Source organism: Nostoc sp. FACHB-888, from assembly GCF_014696655.1.
Lineage (GTDB): Bacteria > Cyanobacteriota > Cyanobacteriia > Cyanobacteriales > Nostocaceae > Nostoc.
Genome location: NZ_JACJQM010000051.1, coordinates 1 through 14,181 on the forward strand (window position 1 = coordinate 1; position 14,181 = coordinate 14,181).

12 protein-coding genes are annotated in these 14,181 nt (G+C 44.1%); 7 read left to right on the top strand and 5 right to left on the bottom strand.

The window, feature by feature from the left end; genetic code table 11:
- The first annotated feature begins 488 nt into the window (after positions 1-488).
- From H6G26_RS24815 to H6G26_RS24825, 4 genes are all read left to right on the top strand, one after another.
- Positions 489-3,551, top strand: a complete 3,063-nt coding sequence (locus tag H6G26_RS24815; RefSeq protein ID WP_190732160.1) for a DUF4394 domain-containing protein — start codon at positions 489-491, stop codon at positions 3,549-3,551.
- Between the two features lie 129 nt (positions 3,552-3,680).
- Complete coding sequence (locus tag H6G26_RS42785; RefSeq protein ID WP_242053849.1) at positions 3,681-3,989, top strand: hypothetical protein; 309 nt, start codon at positions 3,681-3,683, stop codon at positions 3,987-3,989.
- Between the two features lie 33 nt (positions 3,990-4,022).
- The gene (locus H6G26_RS42790) at positions 4,023-4,292 is read left to right on the top strand and encodes a hypothetical protein (RefSeq protein WP_242053850.1); all 270 of its coding nucleotides are present in this window, start codon (positions 4,023-4,025) and stop codon (positions 4,290-4,292) included.
- Between the two features lie 58 nt (positions 4,293-4,350).
- Positions 4,351-4,584: an EF-hand domain-containing protein gene (locus H6G26_RS24825; RefSeq protein WP_190732162.1), complete on the top strand. Its 234-nt coding sequence runs from the start codon at positions 4,351-4,353 to the stop codon at positions 4,582-4,584.
- A 137-nt stretch (positions 4,585-4,721) separates the two neighbouring features.
- Here the strand turns inward: H6G26_RS24825 and H6G26_RS24830 are convergent, their stop codons facing one another.
- From H6G26_RS24830 to H6G26_RS24845, 4 genes are all read right to left on the bottom strand, one after another.
- Complete coding sequence (locus H6G26_RS24830; RefSeq protein ID WP_190732165.1) at positions 4,722-4,919, bottom strand: NblA/ycf18 family protein; 198 nt, start codon at positions 4,917-4,919, stop codon at positions 4,722-4,724.
- 277 nt (positions 4,920-5,196) lie between these two features.
- Positions 5,197-5,445, bottom strand: coding sequence for a hypothetical protein (locus H6G26_RS24835; protein ID WP_190732166.1), 249 nt, complete (start codon positions 5,443-5,445; stop codon positions 5,197-5,199).
- Positions 5,446-5,540: 95 nt separating this feature from the next.
- Positions 5,541-6,746: a glutathione S-transferase family protein gene (locus H6G26_RS24840; protein WP_190732168.1), complete on the bottom strand. Its 1,206-nt coding sequence runs from the start codon at positions 6,744-6,746 to the stop codon at positions 5,541-5,543.
- 190 nt (positions 6,747-6,936) lie between these two features.
- Positions 6,937-10,404, bottom strand: coding sequence for an ATP-binding protein (locus H6G26_RS24845; protein WP_190732170.1), 3,468 nt, complete (start codon positions 10,402-10,404; stop codon positions 6,937-6,939).
- A 452-nt stretch (positions 10,405-10,856) separates the two neighbouring features.
- Here H6G26_RS24845 and H6G26_RS42795 point away from each other — a divergent pair, with 452 nt between their 5' ends.
- The 3 genes from H6G26_RS42795 (at position 10,857) to H6G26_RS24860 (ending at position 12,642) form a co-directional block, all read left to right on the top strand.
- On the top strand, positions 10,857-11,138 hold the full coding sequence (locus tag H6G26_RS42795; RefSeq protein WP_242053851.1) for a hypothetical protein: 282 nt from the start codon (positions 10,857-10,859) through the stop codon (positions 11,136-11,138).
- 113 nt (positions 11,139-11,251) lie between these two features.
- Complete coding sequence (locus tag H6G26_RS42800; protein WP_242053852.1) at positions 11,252-11,677, top strand: hypothetical protein; 426 nt, start codon at positions 11,252-11,254, stop codon at positions 11,675-11,677.
- Positions 11,674-12,642, top strand: a complete 969-nt coding sequence (locus tag H6G26_RS24860) for a PleD family two-component system response regulator (protein WP_190732172.1) — start codon at positions 11,674-11,676, stop codon at positions 12,640-12,642. Before H6G26_RS42800 ends, H6G26_RS24860 begins: the two co-directional genes overlap by 4 nt.
- A 293-nt stretch (positions 12,643-12,935) precedes the next feature.
- Here H6G26_RS24860 and H6G26_RS24865 read toward each other — a convergent pair whose 3' ends face one another.
- Complete coding sequence (locus H6G26_RS24865) at positions 12,936-14,132, bottom strand: acyl-CoA dehydrogenase family protein (RefSeq protein WP_190732174.1); 1,197 nt, start codon at positions 14,130-14,132, stop codon at positions 12,936-12,938.
- Positions 14,133-14,181: the final 49 nt, after the last annotated feature.

A 14,181-nucleotide genomic window follows, 5' to 3' on the forward strand; every position in this document is an offset into this window, starting at 1 on the left:
ACGAACCCTGGTTAATGCCACTGCCAAACTCAATCTCTGCTTCATCAGGCTAATGATTAAGAGGCTTGCAGTACCTTCTTAGATGTCAAATGGGTTCTATAGCGATCGCACTTCTTGAAGAAGAATTATCACTTTACCCTACTTTTGTCCTTAACCTAGAAGTATTGCCTAAGCACCCCAGTGACCAAAAATAAGCACTCTGCTAGTTTTTCGGTAATTTTGCTGATACGATATTTTGTATTTTCGTTTGTTATCGTAGTTTTACTGTGTACATCGGCACTTGTAATCCTTACTCTTAAGTAAGTAAGCATTTATAAAAATAGTTCATCAGGCTGTTTAGCTCTGGGTAACACATACCTAAGTCTAAAAAACTTGGACTTCTATTCAAGCAATGCCAACGGCAATCGAGATGGATTTTTATCAAATCCTCAACCCAGATGGCTGAGTCAAAGTTTATTCAAAAAATTATTAAGTAGAAAAATTAAAACATGACAACAGCATACGTTCTCAGTAATAACACTCTGATCTCGTTTGATACTTCTAACCCCGATAATGTTAACGCTAATATCCCCATTACTGGACTGGCGATAGGGCAGAATTTAGTAGGTATTGACTTCCGTCCCCAAAACGGCAAACTCTACGGAATCGCTAGCGATGGTATCGGCAATGCCCAGCTTTATGCCATTAGTATCCAAACTGGGTTAGCTGTTGCTATTGGGACATTAGGGCAATTTGTTGATAGTGCCAGCAACCCTGTTGCAATTACAGGTTCCGACTTTGGAATAGATTTTAATCCAACAGTTGATCGCCTCCGCATTGTTACCTCCAATGGACTAAACTTTCGCGTTAATCCCAATACTGGGGCGGCAATTGATGGTAACTCATCCATAACGGGTGTGAATCCTGATGGTTCAATCAATGGTGGTACCACTACAGTCAATGCCACTGCCTATACAAACAGCGCTCCCAACGCTACAACGACCACACAATACACACTGGATTCAGTCAGTAATACACTATTCATTCAGAATCCACCCAATAATGGCACCCAGACATCGCCACTGGTAGTCACCCTCAATAGCACTCCTCTAGACTTTACTAGTGTCAATGGGTTTGATATTCCACCTGGTGTTAATGTTTCAGCATCAAATACTCCAGCCACAGGACAGGCATTTGCGGTTCTTACGGTCGCTAGTACAACCGGACTTTATGCAATTGAACTTTCTACAGGTGTTGCCACACTGATCGGAACGGTGGGTGCAGGCACAGATCCAGTTCAAGGGTTTGCACTTCAAAACGAAGTGGCTTCTGCTGGCGTACCTCTGATTGGATTGACTGCCGATGGGACTCAACTCCTTCGGTTCAATAGTGCCAGTTCTGGAACAGTAACAACCGCCACGATTACTGGTGTAACGGCAGGTGATATCCTAGTAGGCATTGACCTACGTCCAGCTACCGGGCAGTTATATGGACTGGGAATTAACGATACAAATAACACAGGCACTCTGTACCTGATTGACCCTCAAACTGGAACAGCAGCGATCGTCGGTGGGTCAGCAGGGCAAATTACGTTAGTTGATGCTATGGGTAATCCTGTTGATCTACCCTCTGCTAACACTGGTTTTGGCTTTGACTTTAATCCAACTGTTGATCGTATCCGTGTCGTCACAGCTACTGGGTTAAACTTCCGCCTCAATCCAATTACAGGTCTTGCTGTTGATGGAAATACCGCAGCAGGTATTAACCCAGATGGTGTAATTAATGCACTTCCCATCGGTTCTACAGGAATTTCTGCCACTGCCTACACCAACAGTTTCAATGGAACCACTGCCACAACTCAATACACGCTAGACCCAACTAGCAACAGCCTGTTTATTCAGAACCCGCCTAACAATGGCACCCAAACAGTTCAATTGTCAGTTACTATCAACGGTGCTCCATTAGACTTTACTGAAGCTAGCGGTTTTGATATTCCGTCAAATGTACGAGTTACTGCATCAAATGCAGCAGCTCCAGGACGGGGGGTAGCAGCATTGAGCGTTGGGGGTGTAACTAATCTGTATGCGATTGAACTAGGCACAGGGGCTGCTACTCTACTCGCTCCCATTGGTACAAGTTTAGCTGGTTTGACAGTTGCAGAATCTCCTACTGGCACAGTGGCGTTTGGCAACCCTACCTATACTGTTGCTGAGAATGGCACGGCGATCGCGCTCGATTTAATTCGCACAGGTGGTTCGAGTGGTGCTTTCACTGTAGATTTGGCTGCTACAGGTGGAACAGCAACCCCTGGTTCTGACTATAATGGCACACCTGTAACTGTGACTTTTGCTGATGGCCAGACTACTGCCACTGCCACCTTAAATATTACTGATGACAGCCTGGCTGAAGGTAACGAGGCAGTTACACTATCCTTAAAAAATCCCACAAATGGAGCTGTTTTAGCAGCACAGGACACTGCTATCTTTAACATTGCTGACAATGATAATGGTGGCAACATTACCATTGATGGTGGTGGCATTCTCATTAATAATGGTGGCACGATCGCGACTAACTTTGCTGCCAACGGAAGCGCCATTATCTCCATCGCAAACAACTTTCAAAGCTTTGTGCAGTTCTCCTTATCCAGCCGAAAGAATACCTTTGCCAACGAGATCGTTGCTTTCACGGTTGATGACGATTTGGGTACAATCAATGGCGTTGCCCCTAATGCCACAGGCTATCTTGAAGCTGCGATCGCTCGTTCTCGTACCATCTTCTCCACACTTAGTAACAATCCGAAAGGCTTTGGTGGTGAACTATCAAGTATTTTAGATTTTGGGTCAAATGCACGCTTCTCCACTTTATTGATTCAAAACGGTAGCCTTGATGAATTGCGAGCCGGAAAGATTTCTGCTAACAGCGTCTTTTTGAGTAGCCAGACTTCGGTACGTATTTCTAGTGCTACTGCCAGTAATTTCACCTTTGGCTTTGAAGATAGTTCCAACAGTGGTAACAATGACTTTAATGATATAGTGCTGGATGTTAAGACGGTTAGCCAGAGTGCCTCAGCAGGATCAGCTTTGCAAGGGCAGAGTGAGTTGCTAGATTTGCGCTCTTTGACAGGACAAGTTAGTACTTTATTTACCGTCAACCGTGAAGCAGCTTTCGACAATTTTGTTGGGTTCTATCGCGTGGTAGATCAGAATGGTGGAATTGATACTAATGGCGATGGTACGGTAGACATTCTGCCGGGCGGAACAGGTTACGCTCAAGCAGCTGTAAATAATCACATCACAGGAATTGACTTAAGTGTAAAAAACCAACAAACAGCAACCCTGCCAGGACAGTTTGTAGGTGGCTCTATTTTTGCTCCTTTCTTAATTGCAAATGCTTCAGTGAACGAGGTTGTTAATGGTCAAAAGTTGGATCAGGTATATTTCGCCTACCTTGGAGCAAATTCTGATCAAACCGATCATATTCGCCTCCTTGGTAACAATACATTCGGCTTTGAGGATTTACGGGGTGGCGGAGATAAAGACTTCAACGATCTCATTGTGCGTGTCACTATTTAAGCCGGTTAAAACAAGTCCCTTAAACCTTGGAGGTATCATTTCATGAGCATCACCCAAGGCAAAATAACGAATATCGCTCAAGGGGTCGTCGAGCCTATTGGTACGAGGGGAAAAACAGCAGCACAATAGTTGCAGAGTTCCACGCATGCTCAACTGAAGCTACAGAATGCGCCCAGCAATTCTGGCGGTATCGTCCTGATGTCCCCATGTATGTTTGGGTGGCTGGCTCCACGTCCTCCCTTTGGTTATGCAAAAACCAATGCCCGACGCATCAAGGAAAGAATTCTTCAAACGAATGAGATGACCGCTTTTCTGATTCGCATTAACCGAGAAACGGGGAAACGTGGGGCTGAGAAGGACTGGGCGTTAGATACTAGCTATCAGATTGAGGGGCAAATGAATTGGTCGATTAATAATTTACGGGCTGACCTGCGTTAGCGAAGCTTAACGAAGTTATCGCTGTTGGAGGAGATGGGGAATACGATTGTGCCTGTGGGGAATGGTGGTGATGAAAGGACTTCTCGGTGGATGAAGGCGGCGGGTATTGCCATACATGAAGAACATTATCGCAAGATGGCGAATGCCAAAGATATTGACAGAAGGACTTACACCAGTAGGCAGCATCAGGATTATCTCAAACTAAAGGAGGTGCCGATTCATTTTCATGTCCCAACTGTATACCCTGTATCACAGCTTCCACTTGATCTAAGCCCCAGCGATAGCCGTTTCTACGTCTTTTGATACAAGTTTATTTAATTTTGAGAGATTAAGTTGAAAATGGTTCTTCAGATAGAAACTTATGGCAACCGAGCAAGAGCTTCAATCTCTTTTTAATAAATTAGATCGCGATCAAGACGGCAAAGTATCCATTAATGAGCTTTTTTTAAGTCCTGGCTTAAGTGCAATCATCTCATCAGAAACAAATACCAGTAGCCCCCAGGAGTTACTAGTAAATTATGATTCAGACAAAGACGGTAGTATTACCTTTGAAGAGTTAAAAGAAGCAGTTGAGAAAGCAAATAATCTAACTTAGCAGTCAAAAAACCCAATACCAACTACCTAATACCCAAAATCCCTCAAAGCGTGGACGCTTTGAGGGATTTGTATCAAAAAGACAATTGTGTGTTCGTTATCTTCTAAGTCGTTTAAAGTAACCTCACAAGGTTTGTTTTAGCCCAAAATTGGGTCTGAATCAAGTTCCCAGTGATGTTTGAGCAATTCTTGGTAAGTAGCTTCCCTAGCTATCATCTGCTTATAAAGCATCAGCAAAAACTCTTGAGCTTGTTCACGGGACATCTGCTTCACTTGGTCAGCAAATGTTCTAAGGCTAAATTCTTGTTCTAAAGATAATTTAATGGGTTGATTCATTGCTTTTATTACTTACTCTTTTATTTGGGTTTGCTTATGTAAGCAAATATTGCTTTATATAAATATATATTACGATAACTTTACAAAAACCAAAGGGGTGTAAACCGTACTAAGTAGGTTAGAATGCCGTATCTGCTAAAACCTTAATATCACTCCATTGTGGCAACCCAAGTAAAAACCTAAGTTCTAAAGTTTTTTACTAAGAGGTTTTTAAAAGCATTTTTAGCCTCTGCTTCCGGCTTGCAATCGCCTACGGCGGGCGAAACAGCGCCATCGCTTAAAAGAAGAGATGGGCAATACAATTATTCCTTTGGGCAAGAGTGGTGAGCGCCGCGGCGTGATGCTGGAGTTTGAGAATTTGAAGATGACAAATTTGCTCAACTGGTGACAGATGCCAGCAGTGGAGTGAATGGATGGCGTGATTTATTGGGAACAGATCGCGATCGCTAAGCAGCCCAGCTATACTTCCCCCAATCACAAGAGCATGACGTTCCTGTGATTTGACAATGGTTGATTCAACAAACATCTGATATCTACCCTCTAGTTGCTGCCAGCTTTTGCATTGCTGAAAGAATACTTTGACAAAATCAATCTAATACCATTGCTTCAGACGATTTGGTTCTACTTGATGACAAAGTTAGACGGGTCTTGATCTCGTCGATGCTTAGTGGGAATGGGGGCTGGCTGCCCATCACCCGCAAGGGCTGCGGTTTTCTCCAGGGATTCCCTCAATCGCTTGGCTGCGTAGATGGACATATCTCGCGGTACATTAATGCGATCGCGCAAATATCGTAGAGCGACATCAGATCCCGATGGAGGTATACAGTCTTCACCAGTCATCATGTGTGTTAAAGCACAACGTAGGGCTTGATCAAATAATTTATAATCTTTGGGGTTGACTCGGATAATATTGATGCGGTGGTCGATAATTCGTTGAAGAGCTTCTATACGGGAGTTTTCCGGTTCTGGATAAGTAACATCTGGTAGCCCGAACCAGGGACCATTATCCACCCGCGCTTTATTGAGAAGCATCTGGGTTTCGCCGTTTTCCCAACAGCCCCCCATCTGGGGCGGCAAATCATGTACGTGGGTGTGAAAGTCACTCTGGGTCCCGCAGTAGGTAGGTCGGGTTTCCATTGCCGCAAACCATGCGCTCAAGCGAGGGTTTTCCGAACGCAGAGAGTAGCCCTTGTAGTAGTAAAGGCTGGCATTCATCCGTTCGAGATATGGCGTAAAAATGACATCGACGATGCCGAAGCTATCTAAAAAATAAGGGCTTGGGGTGCAACCAAGCGCCTCCTCGACCTTAGCCACCACTCCAATAAATTGTTCCCGGTTGCGTTGTTCTTGTTGAGAGGAACTGGCTCTAGAGCAAAGCCAAGCGCACCAGGCTCTAAATAAAAGTCGTTCTAATTGACGTAGTGGAAGCACCGCGCGGTCTTCCATCCCTTGGCTCAATGGAGCAAAAACCTTTGACAAAGCGATCAAAATGTCATCGCTTTCCGTAATAATCCGTCCATCTAGCTCGATCGCAGGGAGCATCCCTGATGGTACCTTACGTTTGTACCAACTTTCTTTCTCCCCATAGCAGAACATTGTTACTTTTTCGATTCGATAGGGGATCTGTTTTTCCTCTAGCCATAACCAAACTTTTTGGCAGTAAGGACACCAGGCATGGTTATCGCGGTACAGCGTTACCCGCACATCGGATTCCGGCTGACCAAACAAGCGCAACCTGGCTCTAGCGTTGGTGAGACCATTAACGGTATCTATTTGATAGTCCGTGAGGGTTTCTAGTTCTTGCCAGCTTAAGGGTGCGGTAGTCATAGGGTGAGTTACGTAGGGCAATACTTAGGACTTCTGTTGACTCTACAATATTTTCAATCACACCAAGGCTTAATTTAACCAATAGGTTCGCCCATTTGGAAAACATATTGGACAAATAGCAGCCTGAAAGGTAAGTCTGCAAAGGCATTCCCGAATCAGATTGGTAGAATAATATAAATGAATTCAAGGGTTAAGTCTGCTGAAAACGACCTGACAAACTTGCTATCATGAGTACTAACTCATCTGGATCAAATGGCTTGGACAAATACATTTGAAAGCCTGTTAGTAACGCTCGCCTTCGGTCTTCTTCCTTAGCATAAGCACTCAAGGCGATCGCTGGGATTTTCCCCCCTTTTTCTACTGATAAAGCCCTGATTTTACGAATAAAGCTGTAGCCATCCTCCTCTGGCATACCAAGATCCGAAATCAGTATGTGTGGCATTCCCGACTCTAACGCTGACAAGGCTTGAGCTACTGATGTTGCCTGACTCACCAAAGCACCATGTTGCTCCAAAATAAAAGCAACAAGCTCACGTCCATCAGCTTCATCATCAACAACTAATACTCGTAAACCGTTGAGTGAAATTTGATTATCATCGTTTACAGAGATCGATTCTGCACCCTCAGAAATATAAGAGATGCTCATCAGAGGTAACCGCACACCAAAGGTCGCTCCCAGTCCAAGCCCTGGACTATCGGCCTGTACTGTTCCTCCGTGCATTTCTACTAAATGCCGGACAATTGCTAGCCCTAAGCCTAGCCCCCCGTAGGTTCGGGTTGTACTTGCGTCTGCCTGACGGAAGCGCTCAAAAATATAGGGTAAGAAGTCAGCTTTAATACCATTACCCGTATCTTTGATCTGAAGAAGCGCCTCTGTACCCACAGCTTGTAGGCAAACCTCTACCTGTCCCCCTGAAGGTGTAAATTTAATTGCATTACTCAGCAGATTCCACACTACTTGTTGTAAACGACTAGCATCTCCAGAAACAGAACTAGCGCACTGATCAAGCATACAGCTAATCGTAATATCTTTAGCTGAAGCTTGTGGTTTTACAGTTTCGATAGCTTCAGTAATCACTGAGATTAGAGAAACTGGAAGCTTTTCTAGGCGCAGTTGCCCTCGGATAATACATGAAACGTCGAGCAAATCGTCTACTAATTTTGCTTGAGCATTGGCGTTGCGCTCAATAGTTTCTAGCGCCCGAGTAGTTTCAGATGAATTTAATTTACCTTGCCGAAGCATTTTAACCCAGCCAAGCATTCCATTGAGTGGTGTGCGAATCTCATGGGAAAGTACTTGCAGAAATTCATCTTTCATCCGATTGGCTGCCTCGGCCTCAATTCGCGCTGCCTGCTCCCGAATTCGTTGGGCTTGTTGAGCTAAAGCATCTTTACGGAGTCGGGACAACTCTAAGTTTGTTCGTACCCGTGCCAGCAGTTCTCGCGCCGAAAAAGGTTTAATCAGGTAATCGTCTGCACCCATCTCTAAACCTTCAACGCGAGATTCTTCACCAGCGCGGGCAGATAGCAGGATAATAGGTACTTCACGAGTAGATGATTCAGAGCGCAATTCGCGCAACAATTGCAAACCGTCAATTCCCGGCATCATAATATCACTCAGTACTAGATCCGGTATTTGTCTGCGGGCTGCTGCTAAGGCAGCTACTCCATCTGTTACTGCTTCCACTTCGTAATATGGCTGGAGTAGATGCTTTAAATAATCGCGCATATCTGCGTTGTCATCAGCCAGAAGAATACGGGCGGGGGAATTGGGGGAGGCTGCTTTAGCAAGAGAGTTACTAGTAATTACTTCTTCTTTCTCCCTGCTCCCCTTACCCTTTTCAGGTAGCCAACGCCATGCTTCCTCAACAAAAGCAGCCGTTACTGAAGCAGTGTTCGGCAAATCATGCCCAGATGCAATGCGTTCAGTAGGCAGATGAGCAGTACCAGTAGGAAGTAAAACAATGAAAGAACTTCCCTGATTTAATTTGCTGATCACACGAACCGAGCCACCATGAAGTCGAATCAGATCCTGCACTAGCGATAATCCAATCCCAGAGCCTTCATAAGTGCGGCCCCGTGACCCTTGTACACGGTAAAAACGCTCAAACAAATGGGGCAATTCTGCTGCTGGAATTCCTGTACCTGTATCCTGGACTTCCAGTTCCACATATTCGGTGTACCAACGCAAGGTTACACTGATTTGTCCAATAAACGTGAATTTGAAAGCATTACTGAGCAAATTCAAAACAATTTTTTCCCACATTTCGCGGTCTACATACACCGCTTCTGGTAAAGGTGGGCAATCTACTATTAGACGTAAATCGGCGCGTTCGATAGTTGAGCGGAAGACACTGGCCAGTTCAGTTGTAAGTACAGCAAGGTCAACAGGTTCATAAACTGCTTCAATCCGATTTGCTTCGATGCGCGAAAAGTCCAATAGTGTGTTGACTAACTTGAGCAAACGCAGACTGTTTCGGTGAACTAATTGCAGTTGCTCGCGTTCCTCAGTTGTTAATGACCCATTTTTGCTACTTAGGACATCCTCTAACGGACCCAGTATTAACGTCAAAGGTGTGCGGAACTCATGGGAGACATTGTTAAAAAACACTGTTTTCGCTCGATCTAGCTCTGCCAATGCTTCAGCGCGTCGGCGTTCTTCTTCGTATGCCTGAGCATTGCGGACTAAAACCGATATCTGACCTGCGAATAATTCGTAGAATGAGCGATATCCCTCATCTAGCTCACGGCTAGGGCTAATTCCGGCTACCAGTACACCCAATGTCGCTGTTTGCCCAAATGAGGCGATCGGTAACACGATCGCAGATTTCACTGGTTCACTAAACGCACCGCCTAAAATTGTGATATATTCATCGACGGCTTCAATTAAAATCGTTTCTCCATTTGCCGCCTTCGCCAAGGACCAAACATCTGTGCCATTGGTTTTTAGCTCGATCGTTCTCGGACTAACGACTTCCCCTGCTTGAATCCCCACAGTTCCTTGCAAGATCAACCTTTTAGTATCAGAATCACGCAGATATAGCAGTGCAAACGGCACATCCATTGGGGAAGATGCGATCACTGCAAGCGCATCAAGGCAGGTTGCTTCAACGCTTTGGGTTGCGCCTGCTTTAGATGATAAATCGCGTAGCAGCCGCAATCGCCGATTCCCCAATACTTGCTGCGTCACTTCACTACACACGGCAAGCATTCCGACAATCTGCCCAGAATCGTCTTCTGCCGGAGCATGGGAAACACTAAAGTAGGATTCTTCCCGGTAGCCTGAGCGTTCCAGTAGCAGGAGCAGCGCGGGTGTCAGATTTGCTACTCCCGTTGACATTACCGTTTCGATCATTGGCCCCAAGGTGTCCCATGCCTCGGCGAGTGTAATCCGAATATCAATCCCAAGGGCAGCAGGATGTTTCTCGCCAATCAATTGCGAATAGGCATCGTTGTAAATTTGGATGAAATCTGTGCCCCAAGTTAGAATCATCGGATAGCTCGAAGCAAGCAGCGTCTTGACCACTGACTTGAGACTCTGCGACCATGTATTGATCGCCCCTAACGGCGTTTGCGACCAGTCCAAGCGATTGATCCGGGTTGCCATTTCCCCACCTCGAAAATGGTCAGCAATAGAGTCAGAAATTCTTGCTTTCATCTGCTTGTTTAGGTGTTTCTCTCCTCGACTAGGGACAGCCGCCTATGTTCTCCCCTACTCAAAACTTCAAAAATTAGAACAAGTCTATTCCTATCGAATATTACTTAATATTAGCGCGATGTTCTATATTCTTCCGGTAGACATAAGGTTAAAATTCTTCGTAATCGCAAGATATGCATATTTACCACATTGCTTATTAGGAGTCAAAAGTGCAAAACAGCTATTGACGTACAGTCATGATGAAAAAGCGATCGCTTTAAGGCATCTGCACGAAAAATAAATTTGGAACTCAAAAACTACTTTTCAGCCCATGCCGGACATCTTATCATTCTGGAAGACGCTTGTTACCGTAGATAAACGTTACAACGATGCGGCAATACAACCAGACAATCCTGGCAATGTTAGCAATGAGTGGTCGAGTTACCATGCTGGGAATTTCCCGTTAGGCAGGCATGGGCGATAGTTATCAGACAATAGTGAGTATTGATGAAAACTTGCGTTGTGCAGCAGGTTTGCGGCAAGTAGCAGATGATTTGTTGCAAAAACAATGTGTAAAAGAAATAGCCCAATTCCGCCGCGATCGCCTGACGTTGGCACTAGCATTTTTATTGCCATTCATTACCTTAGTAATTTTTGGTTTTACCATTAGGTTAGAGAGTAAAGATATTCCCTTAATTGTGCAAGATTTGAACCGCACAAACTTAAGTAGCATTTCTTTATTAATTTACCAATGATACAAACTTCTGGAGCCTTTATCAACAATTAGTTAAGCGCTAGCAAGCAGAAACTATTCAAAAACTTTAGCTCAAGAAAAGGTTATATCCTGTGGTCGTTCCATGATTACTTCATGCGATCGCGACAAGCTGATTTGGATAACTGCACGAGTGCATTAAGTGAAAGTGTTGCAGATGCACTAGAAGAAAAAAATATTAAACAGGTAAAGGTGCTAGTGCAACGGTATGGCGTACCACAAACTATAACCCTACGTGTTTTTAAATCTGCTTATACTGGTTATACTGGAATGTCTCTGGAGTGGGTAGAATGCCTTGAGAGCGATGCTGACATTGATGAAGAGTCGATGCAGTCGGTGATTAATCCGGGTGCGATAAAAGTTTTGCAAGCGATCGCCCTGGCGCAGCTTTGCAAGATGTTAGAAGCACAGGGACGCACCAGTAAATTAGAAAACAGCTTAGAATTACTCTCACAACTCTATCAAGAATATGAACAAGTTAAAACCACCTTACAAAAAGAACTTGTGAAGGAAGTACTATGAAAGCCAATGCTCAAGAAAGCCAATCTTTAGTTCTAATTGTTGATGATGAACCTTTTATCCGCATGATATTGCGGCATTTTTTAGAACGAGAAGGCTATCAAATAGCGGAAGCTGAAAATGGTATAGAAGCAATAAAAGTTTTTAAGCAATTAGATCCTGATATAGTACTCCTTGATGCCCTAATGCCAGATATGGATGGGTTTGAGTGTTGCACTCACTTGGAGCTTCTTAATCGTAGTAAGCACACTCCAATTTTAATGATTACAGGGCTTGAGGATCAAGAGTCAGTTGACCGTGCATTTGAAGTGGGGGCAATGGATTATATTACCAAACCAGTCCATTGGGCAGTTTTGCGACAACGGGTTAAACGCTTGATTCAGCAATCTCAGTTACAGCAAAAACTAGAAGCCGTTAATCTGGAATTACAGCGATTAGCTACTATCGATGGATTAACTCAAGTAGCTAACCGCCGATGTTTTGAAGAGTATTTTAACCAAGAGTGGCAGCGTATGAAACGGGATCAATCCCCCCTTTCTCTGATTCTCTGCGATGTTGATTTCTTCAAATTATATAACGATACCTATGGTCATCGGGTAGGCGATCGCTGTCTTCAAGAAATTGCTAAAGCCATCAAAGATATCATTAAGCGTCCTGGAGATTTAGTTGCCCGTTATGGTGGGGAAGAATTTGCTGTGATTTTACCAAACACAGACACCGAGGGGGCGACTCATGTTGCCGACAATATTTGCCATGCTGTCCGCACACTAGCAATTCCTCATATAAATTCCGAAGTTAGCCCTTATGTAACCTTGAGTGCCGGGTTTACGACAGAAATTCCTCAGTCAGATTCTGACATGGAAGAAATGATTTCCGCCGCCGATCGGGCATTGTATCAGGCAAAGGCAGCAGGACGCGATCGCTTTGTGCAAAATATTTTATTACCAAAAAGCAAAAATTCCCGCTAGTGCGCCAGCAATATTTATTAATTTCAATAATAAATAATACTCCTGCTTTTCATATCCTCTCCTGACAACAGCTTTTAGTCTTAACTGAACCGTATTGGATTGTAAGGTTTATTTACATGAAAACTTTATAAAAATTATCTAGGAACACACTGTTATATTCATATCTTGCACCAAGAAAAATTGATGTGACAAATATAACGAAAAAGCCTTTTCTTAAAGCCAAGGGGCAACTTGGTATAAGATATTGTCCTGGCACGCCCGCTATTGGAAGTAATTAGCTACTCCTTAATGTCTCACAAAAAGTTCACTATCCCCAGACGCAAGATTTCTCGCGTAAAGTCACAGGAATACCCGATAGTTGCATCGGCAAGAAACTTGCCAGCCAAACACTCTTTTGTTACTCCATAACCCCCAAGAATTTCAACTGCTGTTTGTGCGTTTTTGATTGCAACATCCACTGCAAAGGTCTTGGCGGCTGGCGCTTTGATTGTGGCGGCAAGTTGGGGAGAAGTTTCTGCTGTAACTGCTGCATCCCATACTACCAGTCGTGCAGCTTGGGTGTTAATCATCATGTCCGCTAATTTTAAAGCCACTGCCTGATGTTCGATAATTGGACGACCCCAACTGACTCTTTGCTTGGCATAATTTAAAGCATACTCATAAGCAGCACGAGCCAAACCAACATAAGAAGCTGCCAGCCCAATAGCTACTTCTGGAAGCAACATCAGTAGTTTTCCTGCTTCTCCTTCTTGTCCAATCAGATTTTCCGCAGGGATTGGCACGTTATCCAGATAAATCTCAGCATGATGAGAAGCTTTCCAACCAATCATCTGTGTCTTTTTGCCAAACTTAATCCCTGGTGTATCTGTTGGAACGTAGAAGATAGACAAACTTTCGTGCAATGGTTTATCCATCGCTGTACGGGCAATAATAAAGTAGGCATCCGCAATCCCAGCATTTGTAACTAACGAAGATTTTGTTCCATTGAGAATGTATCCATTGCCCTCGCGTGCTGCAAAGGTCTTCATCCCAATATTGGGATCTGGGAGCGGGCAGAATATATCTGAGGTGGCGACATTAGGCTCACTCTCTGCGGCGCTGAATAGATGTGGTGTTCCAGATTTGACAAAAGATAGTATTCGTCTTTGCTGTTCTTGGGTTGCAGCTCTGCTAACAAACAGTGACATAGCTGCGGTGAGATTAAAGTAGCTACAAGCAATGCTGACATCAACAGCGCCTATTTCTTCTAACACTACAGCCAAGTCTATGCAGTTTCCACCTAAACCTCCTAGCTCCTTTGGAACCATTAAGGATGTAAATCCTAATTCACCTCCCTTATAGAAAACGTGTTTGCAAAAATCCCAAGGTTCCATCTCTGGATTGTTAGACTCTTCAATTATCTGAACAATAGGCCCAATCTCGTTTTGAGCAAAGTCACGCGCAAGAGACTGCAACATCTCCTGTTCTTGAGTGAGGCTGAAGTCAATCATTTTTTATTTTCTCTTTATTTCTATAGTGCAAATATACAACTTTCTTTGA

Bases quoted from the DNA above. Each gene is read 5' to 3' on its own strand.
- H6G26_RS24830 (WP_190732165.1), bottom strand. From the start codon at position 4,919: ATGAATCAACCCATTAAATTATCTTTAGAACAAGAATTTAGCCTTAGA.
- H6G26_RS24835 (WP_190732166.1), bottom strand. From the start codon at position 5,445: ATGTTTGTTGAATCAACCATTGTCAAATCACAGGAACGTCATGCTCTT.
- H6G26_RS24840 (WP_190732168.1), bottom strand. From the start codon at position 6,746: ATGACTACCGCACCCTTAAGCTGGCAAGAACTAGAAACCCTCACGGAC.
- H6G26_RS24845 (WP_190732170.1), bottom strand. From the start codon at position 10,404: ATGAAAGCAAGAATTTCTGACTCTATTGCTGACCATTTTCGAGGTGGG.
- H6G26_RS24825 (WP_190732162.1), top strand. From the start codon at position 4,351: ATGGCAACCGAGCAAGAGCTTCAATCTCTTTTTAATAAATTAGATCGC.
- H6G26_RS42795 (WP_242053851.1), top strand. From the start codon at position 10,857: ATGGGCGATAGTTATCAGACAATAGTGAGTATTGATGAAAACTTGCGT.
- H6G26_RS42790 (WP_242053850.1), top strand. From the start codon at position 4,023: ATGGGGAATACGATTGTGCCTGTGGGGAATGGTGGTGATGAAAGGACT.
- H6G26_RS24860 (WP_190732172.1), top strand. From the start codon at position 11,674: ATGAAAGCCAATGCTCAAGAAAGCCAATCTTTAGTTCTAATTGTTGAT.
- H6G26_RS24815 (WP_190732160.1), top strand. From the start codon at position 489: ATGACAACAGCATACGTTCTCAGTAATAACACTCTGATCTCGTTTGAT.
- H6G26_RS42800 (WP_242053852.1), top strand. From the start codon at position 11,252: ATGCGATCGCGACAAGCTGATTTGGATAACTGCACGAGTGCATTAAGT.
- H6G26_RS24865 (WP_190732174.1), bottom strand. From the start codon at position 14,132: ATGATTGACTTCAGCCTCACTCAAGAACAGGAGATGTTGCAGTCTCTT.